The organism is Anaerococcus tetradius ATCC 35098 (assembly GCF_000159095.1).
GTDB classification, from domain to species: Bacteria; Bacillota; Clostridia; order Tissierellales; family Peptoniphilaceae; genus Anaerococcus; species Anaerococcus tetradius.
On the sequence record NZ_GG666295.1, the window covers coordinates 81,856 to 105,311 of the forward strand.

The window sequence follows — 23,456 nt, forward strand, 5'->3', positions numbered from 1 at the left end:
AATAAGTGCCCTTGTGGCACTTTTTAAATTAAATAATTTTATTAAGGTATAATCATATAAAGAGGTTATTATGGAAAAAGGAATAATAGAACTCGAAGATAAAACTAATATATTTTATGAGCAAATGGGTCAGGGTGAAAATCTCTTCCTTCTTCACGGAAACGGAGGAGATAGTTCTTTTTTTGAATATAATGTAGGAGAATTGTCCGAACATTTCCACCTCTATTTAATTGACTTTAGGGATCATGGTAGGAGTGATAATGCTAAGGATAAGCTAAGTTTTGAACTTATGGCAAGAGACCTTAGAGAAATATTTGCTGAGTTAAATATAAAAAAGGCTAGTATATTAGGATTTTCAGATGGGGCAAATCTTGCCTTAGTCTTTTGTCTAAATTATCCACAACTCGTTGACAAACTTATTTTAAATGCTCCAAATACTAGATTTGATGGAACTACGCTAATAAGTAAAATTATAAGTATAAGCGAGAATGTTTTCTGGAATATTTTACCTTTTTTTAAGAGAAATAAGAGAGTAGCAGCTCTACTGTTAAAAGATCTTAAAGTTACGAAAAATGACCTACATACAATAGATAAGAAGCTACTAATAATTGTAGGCTCAAGGGATTTGATTAGAGTTGATCATGTAAAAAATATTGCAAAAAATATAGATCATTCTAAACTTATAGTAGTAAAAAAATCTGGACACAAACTCTGTAGAGAAAATCCAGCCTTGTTTAATAAGCTTATAATAGATTTTATGGAGGAAGATAAGAAATGAAATTGCTAAATAGAAAAAAACTTAGAATTCTCCTATCCTTGATATTTTTAGGACTTCTTCTTTTTATTATAGGAGAAGCGACAAGAGATAGGCATGCAAATATTTTTGTGTTGATCATGGGACTTTTATTATCAGCTGGAATTTTTTACCTATCTAGGGACTTTTTGTTAGATATAAAAGATAAGTATGGTGAGTATGCACTAAAAACAAGCAAAGAATTTATTCAAAAGATTAATAGCTTGCTCATGCTCATATATGGTTTATATATAATAGCATCTGTTTTTGCCTTCGATTATTTTGAAGACTATGTTACTTACAAAAAGACGGTGCTTGCAGGAACCATGCTTTTGTTAGCTTGTTATTTGCTAATTGGATATAGCTTTATAATTTTATCAAAACTATCTTTAGATAAACAAGAAAAATCCTTAAAATTACAGCTTGTAATAACCATATTTTCTTTTATATACCTAGTTGCTGTTGGAGAAAATTTGATGTCGGTTCTTCCTATACTTTTGTTTATTTGTGTTAGTTACTATACTAAAGACCTCCTATTTAAGAAGAGATTTATATATAGTTGGGAAGAAAAAAGCTTAGATATATTTGTATCATCACTAGTTTATTTCTTCTATGCTATCAATATAAATAAGAGAAGAAGCTTTCCAGCTTATACTATTGGACTTAGACTAATTTTTCTAATATTTGCAGTAGTTTTATTGATATTAGCATCAAAATTGATATTTTCATATATGAAAAATGCTGAGGGTTTAGAGAGTTTTTCTAATCTTTCTGACTTAGATGATTTATTAGTAAAATATGGATCTAAACAGTCTAATGCAGCAGCCCTGGCTTATCTTAGAGATAAGTACATTTACTATTATAAGAATAAAGATGGGGAAAAAACAGTGGCTTTCCAATATGGACTAATTAATAACAAGGCTATAGTAATGGGTGAGCCTTTTGGGAAGGAAGAGGACATCGCAGATGCCCTATATAGTTTTAATAATGATTGCTTAAAATCAGGTCTTAGGCCAATATTCTATGAAGTAGGGGAGAAATTTACACTAAATCTCCATGACTATGGCTATGACTTTATGAAATTCGGAGAAAATGCTTTAGTTGACTTAGAGAAGTTTTCTTTAGCTGGACGCAAAAAATCCACAGAAAGGAACATACTAAATAGGTTTAAAAAAGACGGCTATGAATTTAAAATAGTAAGACCTCCCTACCTAGATGATTTTTTGGATAAATTAGAAGAAATTTCTAACTCTTGGCTAGATGGAAGGGAAGAGAAGGGGTTTTCTTTGGGATTTTTTGATAGGGATTATCTAAGAAAATCTGAAATCGCAATAGTTGTCGATAGCAAGGGAGAGATTACTGCCTTTACCAATATTATGCCTGACAAAAATAGCGAGGTATTAAGCATTGATTTGATGCGTTATGATATGGATAAAAATGTTAATTCTATGATGGATTTCTTATTCTTGAATTTATTTATTCATGGTCAAGAAAATGCCTACAAATATTTTAATCTTGGTATGGCTCCTCTATCAAATGTTGGTATAATAAAATCTGCATACCTAACTGAAAGAATGGCTTATTTAGTATATAAACATGGCAATAAATTTTATTCATTTAAGGGTTTAAGGAATTACAAGCAAAAATATGCTTCTGATTGGATTCCTAAATACATGGCCTACGCTAAGGGGAATTGGCTCCTATATTCTCTAATTGCCCTAAGTTTAATTGATAGAAAAAATTCGAAAAATAGATAATCCTCTTTCAAACAAGGTATAGAATAGGTATAGTAAATATATCCTATTAAAACAATCGGATATAAAGGAGTTTTTATGAAAGATAGCAAAATTATTTTAGTTGGAGATGGAGCTGTAGGTTCCTCCTTTGCTTATGCAAGCACAATACTTGGCATAGGTAGAGAGATCGGAATAATTGATATAAATGAAGATAAGGCTTATGGAGATGCCATGGACTTATCAGATGTATTAAGTTTTACTAAGCCAAAAACTATTTATAAGGCTGATTATAGTGATTGCCGTGATGCTGAAGTAGTGGTTATTACAGCAGGCATACCACAAAAAGACGGGGAAAGTAGACTCGACTTGGTAGATAAAAATCTAAAGATTTTCAAAGACATGATTAAAAAAATTGTCGATTCAGGCTTCGATGGAATTTTCCTAGTAGCAAGCAATCCTGTTGACATCTTAACCTATGCTACATGGAAATATTCATCATTTCCTGCTAACAAGGTCATAGGTACTGGAACAACCCTTGACTCTTCAAGATTTAAAAAGGAAATAGCTTCCCTTATAGGAATTGATCCTAGAAGTGTTGATGCCTACATTTTAGGCGAACATGGTGATAGCGAGTTTGCTGTTTGGTCTCACACAAATATTGGTGGACTTCCTATCTATGAATGGGTTAAGTCTCATAGCAAGGTTGATGAACTAGCCTTACTAGAAACATTTGAGAAGACAAAAAATGCAGCCTATGAAATAATTAAAAGAAAGGGAGCTACCTTCTATGGAATAGGTATGGCCCTTGCAAGAATAGTAGAATCAATTATAAATGATGAAAATAGAGTGTTTTCAACATCTTCTTACCTTGATGGCGAATATGGCTTAAAGGATATCTTTATTGGTGTACCAACTGTCATAGGTAAGGATGGTGTTAAGTGGGTAATTGAAATTCCACTAACTGATACAGAAAAGGAAAGAATGGATTCCTCTTACAAGACTCTAAAAGAAATCATAGATAGATCCTTCAAATAAAATATTAACTGGGACTATTGCACAATAAGCATATTTTATTTATAGAAAGCTAATTTTCACTAAATAGATTAGCTAGTTTTATTGATAAAATATGCTTTAGGGCAGTAGTCCTTTTTTTGATTAGCTCATTAAAGGTAAAACGTTATCACGAATAAGGCTAACAAGCTTAGATTAGCTATGATAACGAGTATCAAAACAGTTGCAATAGAAGTCCATACATTAATATATAAAAAATTTAGTTGACATGAAAACGTATATTTGATATTATTAAATTGATCATAGAATCAAATTTATTTAGGAGGATAAAATGAAAAAAATAGGTTTATTGCCAAGGCTAATTATAGCCATCGTTTTAGGCATTATTCTTGGTCTTTTTGGACCAGCTGTTATTGTTAGAATTCTTATAACCTTTAACGGTTTATTTGGTAACTTCCTAAACTTCGTTATTCCATTAATAATCATGGGCTTTGTAATCCCAGGAATAGCTGATTTGGGAAGTGAAGCAGGAAAGACACTAGCTATTACAGCAGGTATTGCTTATTTGTCAACAATAACCTTTGGTACTGCTACATATTTCACAGGAAGTTTTGTACTACCAAACTTTATTAAACAAGGTGCAATCAACTTCAACCCTGAACAAAACACAGGTAAAGTTCTAGAACCATTCTTTACATCTCCAATGGATCCTATATTTAGTGTAACAACAGCACTTATTATGTCATTCATCCTAGGTGTAGGTATAGCTGCAGTTAAGGGAGATGTCCTTAAAAAAGCAGTTCATGAGTTCTCAGACATTATTACCAAGCTTATTTCAAACATAGTAATTCCTTTGTTGCCAATTCACATAGCTGGTATTTTTGCTAATATGGCTTATCAAGGAACAGTTGCTGAAGTATTAAAAGTATTCTCAAAAGTATTCTTAATGGTTATAATACTTCATTGGTTGACAATATTAATTCAATATTCTATTGCAAGCTCTGCTGGTGGCGGAAGTCCATTTAAGAAAATTAAAACAATCTTCCCAGCTTATATGACAGCTATAGGTACTCAATCATCTGCAGCTACAATCCCTGTAACTCTAAGACAAACCTACAAGATGGGTGTAAACAAGGGTATAGCAGACTTCGTTATTCCACTTTGTGCTACAATCCACCTTTCTGGATCAACTATTACACTAACTTCTTGCTCTATGGCTATACTAATGCTTCAAGGAGCAGATGTTACCCTACATCATATGTTCCCATTCATCTTAATGCTTGGTGTAACAATGGTAGCAGCTCCTGGTGTTCCAGGTGGTGCAGTTATGGCAGCTTTAGGTATCTTGCAATCAATGCTTGGCTTTACTGAGCCTATGACAGCTTTGATTATTGCCCTATACGTTGCTCAAGATTCTTTCGGAACAGCTTGCAATATCTCTGGTGATGCTGCAATAGCTTGTATAGTAAACAAGATTAATGGATTTAAATTAGATCCAGCTGCCAACGAAGAATATATAAAAGATTTAGCATAATAACAAGTTAAAATAGAACTCTTTTTGAGTTCTATTTTTCCGCTCATATTATATTTTTTCACACATATTTAAAATAATTATTACATATATAAGGAGAGTTTATGACTATTAAAAGAAAAAAGAAGACAATGGATGGTAATACAGCAGCTGCTCATGTATCTTATGCATTTTCTGATGTTGCAGCTATTTATCCTATTACACCTTCTTCACCTATGCCAGAATTTATTGACAAATGGGCTGCTCAAGGCAGGAAAAACTTGTTTGGCAATGAAGTTTCAGTAACTGAAATGCAACATGAAGCTGGAGCAGCTGGTGCAGTCCATGGTTCTCTAGCAGCAGGCGCACTTACATCCACATATACAGCTAGCCAAGGCTTCTTGTTGATGATTCCTGATATGTTCAAAATAGCTGGAGAACGTTTACCAGCGGTATTTCACGTTGCTGCTCGTTCTATTTCTACTTGTTCTATCAATATGTATGGAGATCACCAAGACGTAATGGCTGGAAGACAAACAGGTTTTGCAATGCTTGCTTCTGGTTCAGTTCAAGAAATCATGGATATTTCTCCAGTAGCTCATCTTGCAGCAATCAAAGCTAGAATTCCTTTCGTTAACTTCTTTGATGGTTTTAGAACTAGCCATGAAATTCAAAAAATCGAGGTTTGGGATTATGATCAATTCGAAGATTTAGTAGATTATGAAGCTATAGATGCCTTCAAAAACGATTCTTTATCACCACATAGACCTACAATGAGGGGAGTTTTTGAAAAGGGAGGATATTTCCAAAGAACAGAAGCTCAAAATAAAGCCTATAATAGTTTACCAGGAATCGTTGAAGAATACATGAATAAAATTAATGAGAAACTTGGCACAAATTATTCTCTATTTAACTATGTTGGAGACCCAGAGGCAACAGATATAATCATTGCCATGGGATCAGGCACAGATACTATTAATCAAACTGTGGATAAATTAAACCAAGAGGGAAGAAAGCTAGGACTCGTTAAGGTTCATCTTTATAGACCATTCTCTGCTGAACACCTACTAAAGACAATTCCAGAAAGTGTAGAAAGAATAGCAGTTCTCGATAGAACAAAGGAAAAAGGAGCAGTCGGAGAACCTTTATATCTTGATGTTGTAGAAGTTTTTGCTAATTCAAATAGAAATCCAAAAATCATAGGTGGACGTTATGGTCTAGGACAAAAGGATACAAACCCTGCTCACTTCAAGGCTGTATTTGACAATCTAGCAAGCAAAAATCCTAAAAACCATTTTACAGTTGGAATTGATGACGATGTAACTCATACTTCCCTAGAAGTTGACAAATCTTTTGTAATCAACGATGGCAAAACTAACAGATGCATCTTCTGGGGTAATGGTGGAGATGGTACTGTTGGAGCAAACAAGAATGCTATTAAGATTATAGGTGATAATACTGATTTGTTTGCTCAAGGATATTTCGACTATGACGCCAAAAAAAGTAATGGTCTAACCCTATCTCACTTGCGTTTCTCACCAAACCCAATACATGCGGCATACCTAATAGATGAGGCAGATTTTGTGTCATGTTCACCACAAGCATATGTTAAGCAATACGACTTGACAAAAAATCTTAAAGACGGTGGAATTTTCTTATTGAATACTATTTGGAATATGGACGAATTAGAAGAGCATATGCCAAACAAAATGAAAAGAGATATAGCTAGTAGAAATATTCAATTCTATACAGTAAATGCTTCAAAAATTGCCATAGAAGTTGGTCTGGGTCATAGAACTAACATGGTTATCCAAACTGCATTTTTCATACTTTCTAAGGTATTACCAATTGATGATGCTATTAAATATCTAAAAGATTCTATTCAAGCCTCTTATGGTATGAAGGGTCAAGATATAGTAGATATGAACAACAAGGCAGTTGATAGAACTAGAGAAGAGTTGGCTAAGGTAGAAATACCTGCTAGCTGGAAGAATCTAGAAGATGAAGTGCTAGAAGATAATTCAGATGAACCTGCATTCATAAGAAATATGGTTAGGCCAATAATCAATCTTCACGAAGATGACCTTCCAGTATCTAGTTACCTAGCCTATGATGATGGTCAATATATGGCGGCAACTAGCCAATACGAAAAGAGAGGCATAGCTTTATTCGTTCCAGAATGGAAAATTGACAATTGTATTCAATGTAATCAATGTTCATTCGTTTGTCCACATGCTACAATAAGACCATTCCTCTTAGATGAAAAAGCTAAGGCTAATGCACCTACTGGCTTTGAAACGAAAAAAGCTATAGGCAGGGGTCTGGAGGGATATGAATTTAGAATCCAAGTATCTCCTTATGATTGTATGGGATGTGGCAACTGCGTTGATGTATGTCCTGCTCCTAAAAAAGCCCTTGAGATGAAAGCGATTGACGAGCAAATAGAAAAACAAGCTGATAATTGGCTCTATGCTCATGAAAAAGTAGGCTACAAAGATGATGAAATTGCTGCAAATAATGTTAAGAATTCACAATTCTTGCAACCACTATTAGAATTTTCAGGTGCATGTGCAGGTTGTGGTGAAACACCTTATGCAAAACTAATAACTCAATTATTTGGAGATCATCAAATGATTTCTAATGCAACAGGTTGTTCATCTATTTGGGGGTCATCAGTTCCATCTATGCCATATTGTACCAACAAGAAGGGAGAAGGCCCTGCATGGGCATCATCTCTATTTGAAGATGCAGCTGAGTATGGATATGGCATGCTTTTAGCTAATAAGGCTAATAGAGTTAGTCTAGAAAATCTAATGAAAAAATTCTTAGGTCTTCATCTAACAAGTCCATTAAATGATGCCTTTAATGAATGGTTGGAAAATAACCATGAATTTGAAGCTAGCAAAAAAGCTGCTATAAAAATAGAAGCTTTATTGGCAAATGAAATTGACAATGAAGAAGCTAAGAAAATTTTAGAAAGAATTAAGGCTCTCAAAGATTATCTAGTAAAGAAAAGTCAATGGATATTTGGTGGTGACGGTTGGGCCTATGATATCGGCTTCTCAGGAGTAGATCATGTATTAGCTAGCGGAGAAGATATCAATGTCATAGTATTTGATACAGAAGTTTATTCTAATACTGGCGGTCAAAGTTCAAAGGCTACACCACTTGCAGCAGTAGCAAAATTTGCAGCATCTGGTAAGAAGGTTCGTAAGAAGGATTTAGGTCTAATGATGACAACATATGGTTATGTATATGTTGCCCAAGTTGCAATGGGAGCTAATCAAGCACAAACCCTAAAGGCAATAAAAGAAGCTGAAGCTTATCCAGGCCCATCAATTATAATAGCTTATGCTCCATGTATTAACCACGGCATAAAGGCAGGAATGGGTAAGACTCAAAGAAGAGAAAAAGAAGCGGTAGCATCTGGTTATTGGCATCTATGGAGATTCAATCCACTTCTAGCAAGAGATGGCAAGAATCCATTTGTTCTGGATTCAAAAGATCCTGAAGAATCATTCCAAGAATTCCTCCAAGGAGAGGTACGTTACGCATCATTAAAGAAGGCTTTCCCAGAAAGTGCGGATCAACTTTATGCGGAAGCAGAACAAGCAGCAAAAGAAAGATTAGATTCTTATAAAAGAATGGCAAAAATTAAGTAAAAGAGGTAGTTATGACAGCAAATTTAGAAATGGTAAAAGAAGCAAGAAAAATTCTTGAAGGTAATATTGAAAAAACTCCAATTTATACAGCATCTAGAATGGGTGAAAACCTATATATAAAGATGGAAAATCTACAAAAGACAGGTTCTTTTAAACTTAGAGGGGCCTTCAATAAAATAGCACATCTAACTGATGAACAAAAGAAAAAGGGTGTAATATCTTGCTCAGCAGGTAACCATGCTCAAGGTGTAGCCCTATCTGCAACAAGACAAGGTATCAAATCTTATATCTGTATCCCATCCATAGCTCCATTGTCAAAAATAGAAGCTACAAGAGGCTACGGTGGAGAAGTTATAATAGTCGATGGAACATTTGATGATGCACAAGCCAAGGCATATGAGTTACAAAAAGAAATGGATTTAACTTATGTAGCTCCTTTTGATGATGAATATGTCCTATGTGGTCAAGGAACAATCGGTCTTGAAATTCTTGAACAACTACCAGATGTTAAATATATAGTAGTTCCAATCGGTGGCGGTGGACTCATTTCAGGTATAGCCTTAGCTGTAAAATCCCTAAAACCAGATGTAAAAATTATAGGCGTAGAGCCAGAAAATGCAGCATCAATGCTTGCTTCTAGAAAAGCAGGTAAAATAGTTACCCTTGACTCAGCGAATACAATGGCTGATGGTATAGCTGTTAAAAAACCAGGCGTTTTGACCTTTGATTTATGCGAAAAATATGTTGATGAAATAGTAACTGTATCAGAAGATGAAATAACAAATGCCATCCTAAGACTACTTGAAGAAAGTAAAGTAAGTGCTGAAGGTGCGGGAGCTTCTTCTGTAGCTGCAGTCTTATCTAAAAAATTTGATTTCTCAGATGGCAAAGTATGTGCTGTTCTTAGCGGTGGTAACATCAATGTCAACACAATCTCTCAAATCATTAACCAAGGTCTATTTAAGACAGGAAGACTTGCAGAAATTACAACAACTATTTCTGATAAACCAGGCGAGTTAATTAGATTACTAACAATAATCAAAGACAAGGGAGCTAATATCAAAAACATCGACCAATTTAAGTCTGCAGAAACAGTTGGCTTTGACCATGCAGTTGTAAGAATTATAGCTGAAACTTATAACAAAGACCACAGACGTGAATTATATCAAGCACTTGCTGACGCAGGCTATGAAGAAAGCCATGTTAGCAGAAATAAATAAAGCTAAAGTTTAATGCTAAAAATATAAAAAAATAAAAGAGTTATATATCAGGGTTATCTTATCGAACCCTGATATATTTTTGTCTTCTTTTATCTATAGTCACGAACATATATTTTAAGTCTTTTGATTTATATGGTAGAATATAATTAATTATTAGATTTCAGAAGGAGGATTTATGTCGGATTTTATTATAAGTTCTGAATCTATAATGGATTTAACAAACGAGTATGTAAAAGAACTTGGAGTTAGCTTTATTAAATCAAATTATGAACTTAATGGTAAAATATTTTTGGATGATTTTGGTAAAAGCTTAGATATGGATAGCTTTTATAAGGATATGGAAAATGGCTCAAGTCCAAGCACTTCAGCTATCAATACTCAAGAATATATTAACTATTTTAAGCAAATGCTAGAAGAAGGAAAAGACATCTTACACGTTTGCCTTTCTTCGGGTTTATCTATTCAGTATTCATGTTTATTACAAGCAATAGACATTCTAAAAGAAGATTATCCTGAAAGAAAAATATATCCTATAGATTCAAAAATGGCATCTAGCGGTGTTGGTTTGTTAATTAAAAAACTTGTTGCCTACAAAAACGAGGGTCTAAGTATAGAAGAGCTTTATCAATGGGCTAAGGACAATTGTCTGCATGTAATTTGTTACACAAGCAATGAGAATCTTGAATACTTAGCTAGGGGTGGTAGGCTATCAAAAACAGCTGCTGGCATAGGAAAACATCTTCATATATGTCCTTTAATTCAGTTTGATGACACAGGTCATATGTTCGTTGGCCAGAAAATTAGGACTAAGAAAAAATTGATAAATACCATGATAAAAAAGATGCAAGAAAATGCCTATGATGGCCTTGACTATGCTGATGATGTATTCGTAAACCACGCTAAAAATGAGGATTTAGCAATAGAAGTTAAAGATATGCTTTTGGATAATTTTAAAAATCTAAAAGAGGTCAAAATTTTTAATATAGGTCCAACTATAGGTAGCCATATTGGACCAGGAGCTATAAGTATTTTCTTTTGGGGTAAGTCCAGGAAGGAATAAATTTAAGCTAGGCAAAGCTTGTCATATATAAAAGTTCTTGTATAATCATTATACATTGATAAATAATAAATTAACAAGGAGTAAATTATGACTTACACAAGATTTTCAGTTCCTAACACAATTATTCATGGCGAGGATGCCCTAGAGTATCTTTCAACTATCAAGGGAAAAAGAGCGGTTCTAGTTACTGGAGGATCATCAATGAAAAAATTTGGATTTTTGGATGAAGCCAAAGCTCAACTAGAAAAAGCTGGTATCCAAGTGGAAATAATTGATGGAGTTGAACCAGATCCTTCTGTTAAAACTTGCCTAGCAGGTGGAAAGAGAATGGAAGAGTTTAATCCTGACTGGATAATAGCTATAGGTGGTGGCTCTGCTATGGATGCAGCTAAGGCTATGTGGGTATTTTATGAATATCCAGGCTATGATTTTACAAAGCTTGCTCAATTCGACAACCCACCATTAAAGAATAAGGCAAGATTAATCTGTATTCCATCAACATCTGGTACAGCATCTGAGATAACTGCATTTTCTGTTATTACAGATACTGAAAACGAAATTAAGTACCCACTAGTCCATCCTGATTTTGTTCCAGATGTAGCTATTTTGGATACAAGAATACCAGCAAAGATGCCATGTCGTATTACAGCAGCAACAGGTATGGATGTAATGACCCACGCTGTTGAAGCTTTTGTATCTACTAGTGCTGATGATTTCACAGATCCATATGCTATAAGAGCAATTGAACTAGTATTTGCTTATCTAAAAAGAGCCTATGATAAGGCTGACGATATGCTAGCACGTGAAAAAATGCACACAGCCTCAACTATAGCTGGTATGGCCTTTACCAATGCTTCACTTGGTATAGTTCACTCAATGGCCCACAAAATTGGCGGTATCTTCCATCTTACTCATGGAGAAGCAAATGCAATAATGCTTCCTTACATTATCGATTATAATAGAAAAGAAACTGATAAGTACGACAAAATTGAGGAAATTTTAGGAATTGATGACCTTGCAGAAGAGATTAGAAAACTCAACAAAGAAGTTGGAATTTCAGCTAATATTAAGGATGGTAAGAATACAATAATTAGTGAGGAAGCCTTCCTAGCCCACATAGACTTAATGAGCGAGAATGCCTTTAAGGATGCTTGTACCTTAACCAATCCTAGAAAAACTTCAGCTGATGACATTAAAAAACTTTATAAGGCAAGCTACTACGGAGAAAAAGTAGATTTCTAGAATTGCATGACCCTGGCGAGGCCGGGGTTTTTTATTTAAAAATATTGTATAAGGAGGATTTCATGAATTTTTTTGAGAAGTCTAAAGAGATAAAGGATTACATGATTGATATTAGAAGGAGAATCCACGAGTATCCAGAGCTAGGATTTGATTTAGAAAATACTACAAGTATTGTTAAAGAAGAATTGGATAAGCTTGGTGTATCCTTCACTTCACCAATTGAAAATTCTGTCCTCGCAAGCCTTGGTAAGGGTGATAAGACAATATTGCTTAGGGCAGATATGGATGCTCTTGCAATAGTGGAGGAAAATAATTTAGCTTTTAAATCTAAAAACACTTGCGGTCATATGTGTGGTCATGATTTTCACACTGCCATGCTTTTAGGCACTATTAAGATATTAAAAGATATGGAAGAAGATCTGGGTGGGGTTGTTAAATTTATCTTCCAGCCTGCCGAGGAAATTCTAAAAGGGTCAGAAAAGATGATTGATGCTGGAATCTTAGAAAATCCAAAAGTAGATAAGGCAATGATGGTTCATATGGATACAACAAGAAAAGTGGGTATCTATATTAAGGAAGGAGCCATGGCTACTTCTAATAATAATTTTAGAATAGAGGTTAAGGGTTATTCTTGCCATGGGGCTATGCCTGAAAAAGGAATTGATGCAAGTTTTATTGCTTGCCAAATCGTCAATGCCTTACAAGTTCTTGTATCAAGGGAGCTTTCTTTTACTAAGGGAGCAGTTCTTACAACTGGTCATATACAAGGAGGTAATGCTCCTAATATAATTCCTGATAAGGCCATCATTGAGGGAACTACAAGGACTTACTATGAGGAAAGCAAAAAGCATATCCAAGAAAGAATTCCAGAAATAGCTAAATATATAGCAAAAGCCTACAGGGCAGATGCTGATTTTGAGATTTTATCTGATGTCCCTGCTATCATTAATGACAAGGATTTCTATGATGAAGCTATAAAAGTTTTAAGAAGAATGGAAATAGATAATAAAGATTTTTCTTTGTTTGATAAGTGCGAAGCTGTTACTGCCAGTGATGATTTTGCAAATATAGCAAAGAAAGTCCCTTCCTTAATGCTTATGGTAGGATGTATGCCTGATAAGGGTGAGGCTTACCCACTCCATAATGGTAAGGCTATTTTTAACGAGGATGCAATTGTTTATGGGCCAAGTGCAATGGCAAGTATCGCCTATGATTATTTGAAAGGAGAAAAGAAATGAAATTAATTTGTTATAAAAGATGTTCCACCTGCAAGGGTGTTGAGAAAATTCTAGATGAGAAAAATATTTCTTATGAACTAAGGGATATCAAAGATGAAAATCCAACTAGAGAAGAGCTCAAGGCTTGGCATGAAAAGTCAGGATACGATATCAAGAGGTTCTTCAATACTTCAGGAAAAATCTACAGGGAAGAAAATCTTAAAGATAAGCTAAAGGATATGAGCCTTGAAGAAAAATATGACTTGTTGGCTACAGACGGAATGATTGTTAAAAGACCAATCCTATTTACTGATGATGACAAGATTCTAGTCGGTCCAGATGTAAAGAAATACCTTGAGAGTCTCTAAGATGTCTTTTGAACTAAGGGGTATTGACAAGCTTAATGATAAAGAAAGAATGGATGAGCTAATCAATTATGTAAAGATTCAAGTCGATGATGAAGAAAATCCCATAGCCCTTATGGCTAATGTTTCTGCCTTTATTATGGCTATAATCAAGGACTTAAATTGGGCAGGCTTTTATATTGTTGGAGATGGAAATCTTATCCTAGGTCCATTTCAAGGTCTTCCTGCTTGCACAAGACTTTCTTTTGATAAGGGGGTATGTGCTAAGGCTTATAGGGAAGGAAAAATTATTAAGGTTGATGATGTAAGCAAGTTTATAGATCATGTAGTTTGTGATAATAATTCTAATTCCGAATTGGTTGTTCCGATTTTTAATGAAGGCGATTTAAAATGTTTATTGGACTTAGATTCGCCAAAACTTGCTAGATTTAGCCAAGTAGAAGTGGAAGGATTCAAAGAAATAGGTAAAATTTTGGAAAATAGAATATATTTATAGGCTAATAAGGAATTCTTGATAAATTAAATTCTTAACTAAGCATAATTGAGTTCTTAGTTGGGGATAATCAAGGATTCTTTTTATAAAAGGAAATCTAGCATATAAACTCTCTATCTTTATTTAATTAATCTTAAATGTATTTTATATTTTTGTAAATTACTAGAATTTATTTTGAAAATATTACATTTATTGTTATAATACTAAAAGTAGTATAGCAAATAATTGCAAATTTAAGACTATAGTTTAAATCAAAGGAGTTTAGATGAGACTTAGACATAAACCTAATGCAATTCCAGAAATGCAGGAAAATAAGTATATATATTTTAATCCGACTTCAAATAAGGGAAGATGGAAGGAAATTTTTGGAAATAACAATCCCATACATTTAGAAATCGGAGCGGGCATGGGAGATTTTATTATCAAAAAAGCCCTAGCCAATAAGGATATTAATTACCTAGCCCTCGAGATGAACACCAATGCTTTTGTTGTTGCTAGTAGAAAAATAATTGATGAAGGCATAGAAAATGTTAGAGGCATTATAGGAAATGCAGAGAACCTAGAAGATATGTTTGACAAAGGAGAAATTGATAAGATTTACCTAAATTTCTCAACCCCATGGCCAAAGAAACGTCATCACAAGAGAAGGCTATCCCATAAGAGATTTCTCGATAGATACCTAAACATTGTAAGTGAAGGGGCTGAAATTGAACTAAAAACAGATAATACAGACTTCTTTGATTCTAGTTTAGAATATTTTGATGAATTTGGCATAGACATTATTGAAGTAGACAGAAATCTCGACCTCGAAAAATCCGTAGTCACAGAATATGAAAATAAATTTAGAATGAAAGATATGCCTATATATTTTGTTAGGGCAAAGTTTAATAATTGAGGAGAAAAGATGAGAAAAGTAAAAAAAATACTTATTGCTCTTTTTGTTGTAGTAATCCTTTCATTTGCTTCCTGCTTTTTTGGTATGAAAGCTGGGGGACTGAATAATAAAGATAAGATATCGAGTGATATAGTTAAGGAGCAATTGTTAAGTGTTAAGGAATTGACAACTCTAAAGTATAGATACACGAATGTTGGTTCTTTTGAAAATCAGAGCGAGTTTTATGGGATGAAGATACCTTTTACTACAAAGAAGTTCATAATTTCTTATGATGGGGTAGTCAGTGCTGGAGTAGATTTAGATGAGACTAAGGTAGATATTGATGATAAAAATAAAATCATCAACATAAGATTAGCTAAGGCTAAAATCATATCTCACGAGATTGATGAGGATTCCCTAACCATATTCGATGAAAAAAATTCGATTTTTAATCAATTAAAGCTTAAGGATTTCTCTGATTTTAGGAAAAATGAAATGAAAAAAGTAGAAGAAAATCTTACTAAAAAGGGATTTTTGGAGGAAGCCAACAAAAAAAGCAAAGATGCTATAGTTGAAATTCTTAACATAAATCCGATTATTAAAGCTGACTATACTATAAAGCTTAACTGATAAAAAATATTTTATAATAGATAAAGACCCAATCATTAATGTAATTAAAGATTGGGTTTTTATGTGTTTAGAAGTATTCAAAAAACAAAGATACTAGGGGATAGAGAATGATTTGATGGCTTAGATAAATGGGCATAGCTAATCTTCCGATTCTAGCTAGGAAATTATCTTTACCATATGCCTTATAAAAGTTTTTCTCTTTAAGGAAATTACCAGCTGTAAATCCAGCTAAATACATAAATAGCCAAGGAATCATAGGGAAATAATCGCTTGATGAGAATTCATTAGAGGGAAAACCCAAGAGAAATATATTTTTCATGTATAAATTGTTAAAAAAACTAATTTCAGCTAGAGACCTGCTAGGGACAGAATAAGTTAAAGCAAAAAAAATTACAAATATTATGCAAAAATAGGAAGAAATCTTTATCCTTTCTTGTAAAAGACCTGTAATAATCATTGAAAGACCCAAGGCATTCAAGACTCCCCATACAATTAGCTGCTCTCTTGCAAACAAATAAGTAATAAGGCTTATAAGAAAGCCGAGAGCAGAAGTTTTAAGACCTCTATTAATGTTTTTCTTTGGTGAAATTAGAGATGAAGTAATTCCCGATATAAGAAAAAATGAAATAGCAATAGAAAGTTGCCAAATTTTATTTAGAATACTTCCGTCATACCGACTTATACTTTTGTAATAGTTAATATTATAGCATAGGTGGAAGATTATCATGGAAATAATCGTAAGACCCCTATAAGTGTCAAGATAATAATTTCTTTTCATATTTTCTCCTTCTCTTAACTATACCTCAAAGCTAAAAGCAATATAATTTTCTCCTTGCTCAAAGGACATTTCTTAACTATAATTAAGAGATGGAGGTGGAGATGAAAAATTTTAATGATTATTACGAATATATTATAAATAGGGGCAACACTAATGGTGGCCATAGCTTAGAGAAAATCAGAAGACTTTTGGCTTTATTTGATAATCCTCAGGATAAAATAGATGTAATCCATGTAGCAGGAACTAATGGCAAGGGATCGACAGCTCACATGCTTGAAGAAACTTTGGCATTAAAAAATAAAGTAGGCCTATTTACTTCACCATATATGACTAAAATTAATGAGTCAATTTCTATTTCAGGTGAAGATATTAGCGACGAAGACTTTATGGAAATTATTGATAGGCTAAAGGAACCATTAAAGAGACTTGATGAAGAAGGTTATCATAACTCTTATTTTGAAGTTCTCACAGCTATAATGTATATATATTTTTACGAAAAGAAAGTAGACCTTGCAGTTGTTGAAGTTGGTCTTGGAGGTAGTCTTGATTCGACAAATATTATTAAAAAGCCTAAGGCTTGTGTTATCACTACCATATCCAAAGATCATGTTCAAATTCTTGGCGATAGCCTAGAAGAGATTGCGGGAAATAAGGCGGGAATAATTAAAGAAGATAGCCGAGTTTTCTTATATCCAAAAGAGGGAACTGTTAAAAAAGTTTTTACAGATAAGTGTGAACAAAGCCATAGCAAGCTTTATACTTATGATAAAAACGAGATTGAAATCTTAAAGCTAGGATCTACTTACAACGAATTTAACTTTAGGGACTATAAAAACATAAAAACATCTTTAACTGGTATCCACCAAGTTTATAATGCTGCAACAGCCTTATTATGCCTCGATCACATAAAAGATGAGTATAATCTTACAAAAGATGATATTTATAAGGGGATTTTTAGGGCAGACAATCCTGGTAGGCTTCAAATGATATCAAAAAAACCAAGGATTCTTCTAGATGGATCGCACAATAAGGAGGCCATTGACGCTTTAATCAAGTCCCTAGAAAATTATACTTATGACAGATTGATTGTCGGTTTTTCCATACTAAAAGATAAGGATTACCCTTATATTATTGAAAAATTATCGAAAGTTGCTGGTAAGATTATCCTTACACAAATAGAAGATAATCCAAGGGCCTTTGACCTAGATGATTTATATGAAATTGTTAAGGAAAAATTTGATGATGTAGAAAAAATAAAAGACCCAATCGAAGCCTATAACTTTTCTAAAAAGATTGCTTCTGATAAGGATCTAGTAATATGGTGTGGTTCCTTGTATTTGGTAGGTAACTTACTTAAATATGAAAAAGAAAGTTAAACTATTAATCAAATTTGCTCAAGAATTAAACTAGAGCAAATCTGATATTTCTTTGAAGAAAATTGAGGCTTCAAGCGTGTTTGAGTCTCTTTTTTTGATGGTTAAAATATTTAGATTCGATTTTGCCCTAGTCATAGCTACATACATTAGGCGTCTTTCCTCTTCTAATTTGTTGGCATAGTCCTCATTATCTACAATCATCGGAAATTCATTTTTGACAAGATTTATGATATAAACATTGTCATACTCAAGCCCCTTGGACCTATGGATTGTAGAAAGGATAAGATTTGATGATTGAGATTTGCAATATTTATCAAGATAGGCGATTTTTTGGTCAAATTCTTCCTTGTTAGATAAACCATTGGTGAAATTTACAATTGATTCTATATAGAGGTCTTTATTTACGATTTCCTCCCTATATCTTTTAGAAAAATTATTGATGTAAGTTTTATAATCCATGTACTTGTAGATGAATGATATCTTCTTATCTAGGCTAAGTTTTCTAATATGTTTGAGTTGCTTTTCCTTTGTTATCAAAGCTTCAAGCTTGTAATCTTCTAAGTCCATCCCATATAGATGTTGAAAAACGTCCTGACCTAGGGATTTAAAAGCTAACTTTTCGACATCCTCCTTAGTTAGAAAGCTAGATATTTTATAATAAATTTCGCCAAACAAATCCGTCCTATAGAAGTCTTCTGAAAATTCTATAATATTAAATATATCTTCTATGATTTTAGATTTAAAGAAATTTAGATCAGAAAATTGCACAGAAAAGTCAATACCATCTTCCATTAAGAAAGAAATTAAATTTATGGCTTGGATGTTATTTCTAAATAAAATAGCATTTTTCTTATTCCAATCTAGACTTTCTTTTATAAATTTATATTCTTCTTTTACATTTTTTACGACTTTTAGCTTAACATTTGAGGTGAAGCTATTATTTGTAAATAAATCTTTCTTGTATCTAAACTTATTAATCTCTATGAAATTCTTAGATAAGTTTACAATATTTGCACCCGACCTATGGTTTTCGTCCATGACAATAATCTTAGCATCGTGATAGGTATTTTTGAAATTTAATAAGTAGGCTACATCACTTGCCCTAAAGGAATAAATAGATTGATCATCATCAGCTACAATCATTAAATTGTTTGAGGGGGCTGCTATTTTTTCTATAATTTTAAATTGAATTAGAGAAGTATCCTGACCTTCGTCAAGCTGAATATATTTATACTTATTTCTTATAGATTTTAGGAGCCTTTCATCATTGCTAATTAACTTTAAGGCTATAATTTGCATATCATCGAAGTCTATATAAAAATTTTTTATCTTAAAATTCTCATAAGCCCTGTATATCTTGATACAATTTTTAATCTTTGAATTTTCTAGATAGGACTCGTCTAGCATGGCATTTTTCATGTAGGACATATCTCTAAAAAATTCGTTTAGATCTTCGTTGCTAATTTTTTTATTATTAAATTTAAAAAATAGATAGCTAATTATATTGTACTTGTTGTAACTTGTGTCAGATTCTAAGAGTCTGAGACTTCTGTTATTTTTCTTTAAATAGTTTCTTATAATTAGATAGCAAAAAGCATGGATGGTCATAAAGTTAGTCTTTTTTGAGTCATATCTTTCTTCCATATCAGTAGCTTGATTCTTGGAGAAGGTGATTGTCAAAATATGGCTGGGATCGATTCTTTCTGACAGGTATTTAATTCTTTCTAAAAGCATGGTAGTTTTACCTGCCCCAGGGCCTGCTAGAACTAAAACAGGTCCATCTATATGCCTACTTGCTATAATTTGTTTGTCTGTTAACTTCATATCTTTATTTTATCATATTAATTTATTTAAAAATATGATAAAATAGAAGAAGAATAAAAAAAGATGGGGGAAATAATGCTTACACAAAATTTTTTGAAATCAAGAACATCAACTAGAGACTTTAAAGAAGAAAAGCTATCAAACGATTTGATAGAAAAATTAAATAAGGAAATGAGTGATTCTGCCCTAAAACATGGTGAAGAAGACATTAACTTTGCCCTCCTTACAAATTGTGAGGAAGTCTATCAAAAGCTTCAAGGCTTTGCTGGTTATAAGGGTATTATGATAAAAGCACCAGCCTATATCGCCCTTAATACACTTAATAATAAGCCAGAAACCTACGTTAAGGCTGCCTATGCAATGGAAGAATTAATCACTAAACTTAATGAGCTAAGTCTTGGTAATTGTTGGATAACTCTAAGCGAAGTAAGTGAGGAGATTAAAAAATCTGCTCTCAAATATGAAAATGGAGATGTTTCAATACTTCTTGCTATTGGATACCCAATGGATGAAAGCTTAAAGGAGCATAAATATTACGATAGACTTGCTAATTCTGACCTAGTTTACCTTGATAATTTTAACCAAGCTGCAAGTGATGAAGATTTAGAGCAAAGAGGACTAAGCAGTATCTTTGACTATGCAAAATACGCTCCATCTGCTTACAACAGTCAACCTTGGAGATTTTTAATCGAAGGTGATAAGTTATCTATCTACATTAAAGACTATGCTGGAACTGTAAATTTAATAGATGCAGGTATAATAATGTATTATATAGATGAACTAGGAAAAACAATAGCATCCAACAGCAAATGGGATATCAATCCAGTATTGGATGCTAAGGAATACACCTTTATAGCAAGCAAAAATTTATAGAATAACGGACGCTTTAGCGTCCTTATTTTAATGGAGGAGATATAATTGATAAGAATATATACAGAAAAAGATTTTGAAAAAATGAGAAAGGCAGCAGAAATTCTCTGCCAAACCCACTTGGCTATAAGAAAAATCATTAGACCTGGTATAAGGACAATTGATTTAGACAAATTTGCTAATGAATTTATTATAAAGCATAAAAAGGCGATTCCAGCCCAACTAGGTTATGGAGGTTTTCCTTATACCCTTTGTATTTCAGTTAATGATGAAATTTGCCATGGCTATCCATCCGACTATGTAATAAAAGAAGGAGACATTGTATCAATAGACAATGTAGTTAACCTTGATGGGGGCCTAGCAGACTCATGCTGGACTTATACTATTGGAAAGATGAAAGAAGAAGATCAAAATCTTGTTGACTGCGACCTTGAAGCCCTAATGAGGGGGATAGAAGCTGCGAAAGTTGGAAATAGGATAGGTGATATTGGTCATGCTATCCAAGAATATGTCGAAGAAGAAAATGGATTTTCGGTTATAAGAGATTTTATAGGTCATGGTATAGGAAAGGAAATGCACGAAGACCCACAAGTTCCTCATTATGGTAAAGCAGGTAGGGGAGCTAGGATTCAAAAGGGCATGGTCTTTACTATTGAACCAATGATAGCTGCAGGCGACTGGAAAATGAAGGTAGATGATAATGGTTGGACAGCAAGAACTAGGGATCACTCTAACTGTTCTCAATTTGAACACCAACTAATCATCCATGAAGACGGTCCAGAAATAATCACAGATCAAAGTAAGTATGAGCTTACTACTAGTGATTTAGAATTTATTGAAGCTTACAAGAAAAGAAATAATTTATAGAAAAGGGACTGTTGCAGAATGAATAAATCGTCCCAATATCATTAGAAGAACCTCCACGGAAAGTCTCACCTTGCCGACGGGCTAAATGCCTCCATCAGTCGGCAGGCACCACTAAAAATTTCCTAAGAGAACCTTCTAATGATGGGACGATGATTATTCATAATTTTGCAACAGCCCCTTTTAAAATTATTATTTTATTTCTTCTAGGGAAATTTGGTTTTTGTATTTTTCTCTTTCCTTCATTTTTTTATTATAGCAGGACCTACAAAGGGGTTCATAAAGGTCCTTGGAACCTATTTGTATTCTAGAATCATCTGATGATTTTTTGTAAGAAGCCCAAGCATCTTCACCACATGAAGCACAAATAGCATGATGCTTAACTAGCTCATCGGCTATTGGCATGATCTCTTTTATAATTTCAAAAGGTCTAGCCATATAATCCATATCTAGGCCAGAAACTACTATAGTAATGTTCATAGCCATTAATTCATTAAATATTTCTATTATTTCGCTAGGGTCATTTGGGAAAAATTGAACTTCATCAATTCCTATACAATCTATATCATTACTTTTCGCATAAGCCAAGATTTCTTTAATATTTTCAACTTTGATTGCATCTAATTCTAGATTATCGTGGCTTACAATTTTTTTATCGTCATCCCTGTTATCAATTGAAGGCTTAAAGGCTACTATCTTATAATTTGCTATTCTCATCCTATAAAGCTCTCTCCATAGAGATGTAGTCTTTCCAGAAAACATGGATCCAGTATGAACGATTAATCGACCTTGTCTTTTCATAGTATTTCTAAACATTGAACTTAAAGTTGACTACATCACCATCTTTCATGATGTAATCTTTCCCTTCTTGTCTAAGTAGACCCTTTTCTTGGGCCTTGTGGATTGAGCCTTCGTTGATAAGGTCGTCATAGGAAACTATTTCAGCTTTTATGAATCCCCTAGAAATATCTGAGTGAATTTTACCTGCTGCATCAACTGCCTTAGTACCCTTAGTTATTGTCCAAGCTCTAGTTTCCATTTCGCCAGTAGTTAAAAATGATATTAGATTTAGGGTTTTGTAAGAATCTCTGATAACTTTGTCAGTACCTGATTCTTCAAGACCTAGCATGGACAAAAATTCGCTTCTTTCTTCTTCATCTTCGATTTCTGATATTTCTTGCTCTATTTTTGCAGATACGACAGAAACTTCTGCCCCCTCAGTTTTAGCAAAGTCACGGACTTTTTTTACATAAGGATTATTTTCCCCATCATTTGCTGCGTCTTCTTCATTTACATTTGCCACATAAATAATAGGCTTTGTTGATAGAAGCTGGTAGGCTCTAAGCATTTTTACTTCTTCCTCATTGAGGTCTAAGACTCTAGCTGATTTGCCTTCCTCTAAAACTTTTTTGATTCTTTCAAGTAATTCGACTTCGGCCCTAACGCTCTTATCGCTTCTTGCAATCTTTTTTCTTTTTTCAAGAACCTTATCTACTAACTCTAGGTCAGAAAAAATAAGCTCAAGATTAATTGTTTCAATATCTCTTAAAGGATCAACAGAACCGTCAACATGGGTAACATTTGGATCATCAAAGCACCTAAGGACTTCTACTATTGCTTCGGTTTCTCTAATATTAGATAGAAACTTATTTCCAAGACCTTCACCCTTTGAAGCTCCCTTTACAAGACCGGCTATATCATAAAACTCAATAACGGCTGGAACAATTTTTTTGCTAGAACTTAATTCAGATAATTTATTTAATCTTTTGTCAGGTACATTAACAAGTCCGACATTTGGATCAATTGTAGCAAATGGATAATTCGCTATAAGTGCACCTGCTTTAGTAATGGCATTGAATAATGTTGATTTACCAACATTAGGCAAGCCTACAATTCCTAATTTCATTTGATCACTCCATCTACTTTTATTT

General features: G+C 33.4%; 20 protein-coding genes. 16 read left to right on the forward strand and 4 right to left on the reverse strand.

Features of this window, described 5'->3' with window-relative positions; genetic code table 11:
* Positions 1-70 precede the first annotated feature (70 nt).
* The 13 genes from HMPREF0077_RS00355 to HMPREF0077_RS00415 all read left to right on the forward strand — a co-directional run bounded on the left by HMPREF0077_RS00355 (position 71) and on the right by HMPREF0077_RS00415 (position 15,813).
* On the forward strand, positions 71-778 hold the full coding sequence (locus tag HMPREF0077_RS00355) for an alpha/beta fold hydrolase (RefSeq protein ID WP_004835847.1): 708 nt from the start codon (positions 71-73) through the stop codon (positions 776-778).
* Positions 775-2,550, forward strand: coding sequence for a phosphatidylglycerol lysyltransferase domain-containing protein (locus tag HMPREF0077_RS00360; protein WP_004835849.1), 1,776 nt, complete (start codon positions 775-777; stop codon positions 2,548-2,550). The genes HMPREF0077_RS00355 and HMPREF0077_RS00360 overlap by 4 nt, the downstream gene beginning before the upstream one ends.
* Positions 2,551-2,625: 75 nt before the next feature.
* Positions 2,626-3,564, forward strand: a complete 939-nt coding sequence (locus tag HMPREF0077_RS00365; protein WP_004835850.1) for an L-lactate dehydrogenase — start codon at positions 2,626-2,628, stop codon at positions 3,562-3,564.
* 307 nt (positions 3,565-3,871) lie between these two features.
* Positions 3,872-5,074 (forward strand): dicarboxylate/amino acid:cation symporter, encoded by a 1,203-nt coding sequence (locus HMPREF0077_RS00370; protein ID WP_004835851.1) that lies wholly within the window; start codon positions 3,872-3,874, stop codon positions 5,072-5,074.
* Between the two features lie 101 nt (positions 5,075-5,175).
* On the forward strand, positions 5,176-8,712 hold the full coding sequence (gene nifJ / locus HMPREF0077_RS00375) for a pyruvate:ferredoxin (flavodoxin) oxidoreductase (RefSeq protein ID WP_004835852.1): 3,537 nt from the start codon (positions 5,176-5,178) through the stop codon (positions 8,710-8,712).
* Between the two features lie 11 nt (positions 8,713-8,723).
* A complete protein-coding gene (gene ilvA, locus HMPREF0077_RS00380) occupies positions 8,724-9,932 on the forward strand; it encodes a threonine ammonia-lyase (RefSeq protein ID WP_004835853.1) in 1,209 nt (402 codons plus the stop codon).
* Positions 9,933-10,107: 175 nt separating this feature from the next.
* A complete protein-coding gene (locus HMPREF0077_RS00385; RefSeq protein ID WP_004835854.1) occupies positions 10,108-10,992 on the forward strand; it encodes a DegV family protein in 885 nt (294 codons plus the stop codon).
* 87 nt (positions 10,993-11,079) lie between these two features.
* A complete protein-coding gene (locus HMPREF0077_RS00390) occupies positions 11,080-12,234 on the forward strand; it encodes an iron-containing alcohol dehydrogenase (protein WP_004835855.1) in 1,155 nt (384 codons plus the stop codon).
* A 62-nt stretch (positions 12,235-12,296) separates the two neighbouring features.
* Complete coding sequence (locus tag HMPREF0077_RS00395; protein ID WP_040349181.1) at positions 12,297-13,472, forward strand: M20 metallopeptidase family protein; 1,176 nt, start codon at positions 12,297-12,299, stop codon at positions 13,470-13,472.
* Positions 13,469-13,819: an arsenate reductase family protein gene (locus HMPREF0077_RS00400; protein WP_004835857.1), complete on the forward strand. Its 351-nt coding sequence runs from the start codon at positions 13,469-13,471 to the stop codon at positions 13,817-13,819. Before HMPREF0077_RS00395 ends, HMPREF0077_RS00400 begins: the two co-directional genes overlap by 4 nt.
* 1 nt (position 13,820) lies before the next feature.
* Entirely contained in the window at positions 13,821-14,312 is a 492-nt protein-coding gene (locus HMPREF0077_RS00405; protein WP_004835858.1) for a GAF domain-containing protein, read from the forward strand.
* A 262-nt stretch (positions 14,313-14,574) separates the two neighbouring features.
* Positions 14,575-15,204: a tRNA (guanosine(46)-N7)-methyltransferase TrmB gene (gene trmB / locus HMPREF0077_RS00410; RefSeq protein ID WP_004835859.1), complete on the forward strand. Its 630-nt coding sequence runs from the start codon at positions 14,575-14,577 to the stop codon at positions 15,202-15,204.
* Between the two features lie 9 nt (positions 15,205-15,213).
* Entirely contained in the window at positions 15,214-15,813 is a 600-nt protein-coding gene (locus HMPREF0077_RS00415) for a DUF4230 domain-containing protein (protein ID WP_004835860.1), read from the forward strand.
* Between the two features lie 67 nt (positions 15,814-15,880).
* Here the strand turns inward: HMPREF0077_RS00415 and HMPREF0077_RS00420 are convergent, their stop codons facing one another.
* Positions 15,881-16,591 (reverse strand): heparan-alpha-glucosaminide N-acetyltransferase domain-containing protein, encoded by a 711-nt coding sequence (locus HMPREF0077_RS00420; protein ID WP_004835861.1) that lies wholly within the window; start codon positions 16,589-16,591, stop codon positions 15,881-15,883.
* A 101-nt stretch (positions 16,592-16,692) separates the two neighbouring features.
* Here HMPREF0077_RS00420 and HMPREF0077_RS00425 point away from each other — a divergent pair, with 101 nt between their 5' ends.
* A complete protein-coding gene (locus tag HMPREF0077_RS00425; protein WP_040349182.1) occupies positions 16,693-17,967 on the forward strand; it encodes a bifunctional folylpolyglutamate synthase/dihydrofolate synthase in 1,275 nt (424 codons plus the stop codon).
* 30 nt (positions 17,968-17,997) lie between these two features.
* On the opposite strand, the gene HMPREF0077_RS00430 is transcribed toward HMPREF0077_RS00425, so the two are convergent.
* Positions 17,998-19,791, reverse strand: coding sequence for an ATP-dependent helicase (locus HMPREF0077_RS00430; protein WP_004835863.1), 1,794 nt, complete (start codon positions 19,789-19,791; stop codon positions 17,998-18,000).
* Between the two features lie 75 nt (positions 19,792-19,866).
* Here HMPREF0077_RS00430 and HMPREF0077_RS00435 point away from each other — a divergent pair, with 75 nt between their 5' ends.
* Positions 19,867-20,664: a nitroreductase family protein gene (locus HMPREF0077_RS00435; protein WP_040349183.1), complete on the forward strand. Its 798-nt coding sequence runs from the start codon at positions 19,867-19,869 to the stop codon at positions 20,662-20,664.
* A gap of 45 nt (positions 20,665-20,709) precedes the next feature.
* Complete coding sequence (gene map, locus HMPREF0077_RS00440; protein WP_004835865.1) at positions 20,710-21,528, forward strand: type I methionyl aminopeptidase; 819 nt, start codon at positions 20,710-20,712, stop codon at positions 21,526-21,528.
* Positions 21,529-21,717: 189 nt separating this feature from the next.
* Here the strand turns inward: map and HMPREF0077_RS00445 are convergent, their stop codons facing one another.
* Together HMPREF0077_RS00445 and ychF are read right to left on the reverse strand one after the other, a co-directional pair.
* Complete coding sequence (locus HMPREF0077_RS00445) at positions 21,718-22,326, reverse strand: thymidine kinase (RefSeq protein WP_040349295.1); 609 nt, start codon at positions 22,324-22,326, stop codon at positions 21,718-21,720.
* A gap of 7 nt (positions 22,327-22,333) precedes the next feature.
* Positions 22,334-23,431: a redox-regulated ATPase YchF gene (ychF, locus tag HMPREF0077_RS00450; protein WP_004835867.1), complete on the reverse strand. Its 1,098-nt coding sequence runs from the start codon at positions 23,429-23,431 to the stop codon at positions 22,334-22,336.
* Between the last annotated feature and the right edge of the window lie 25 nt (positions 23,432-23,456).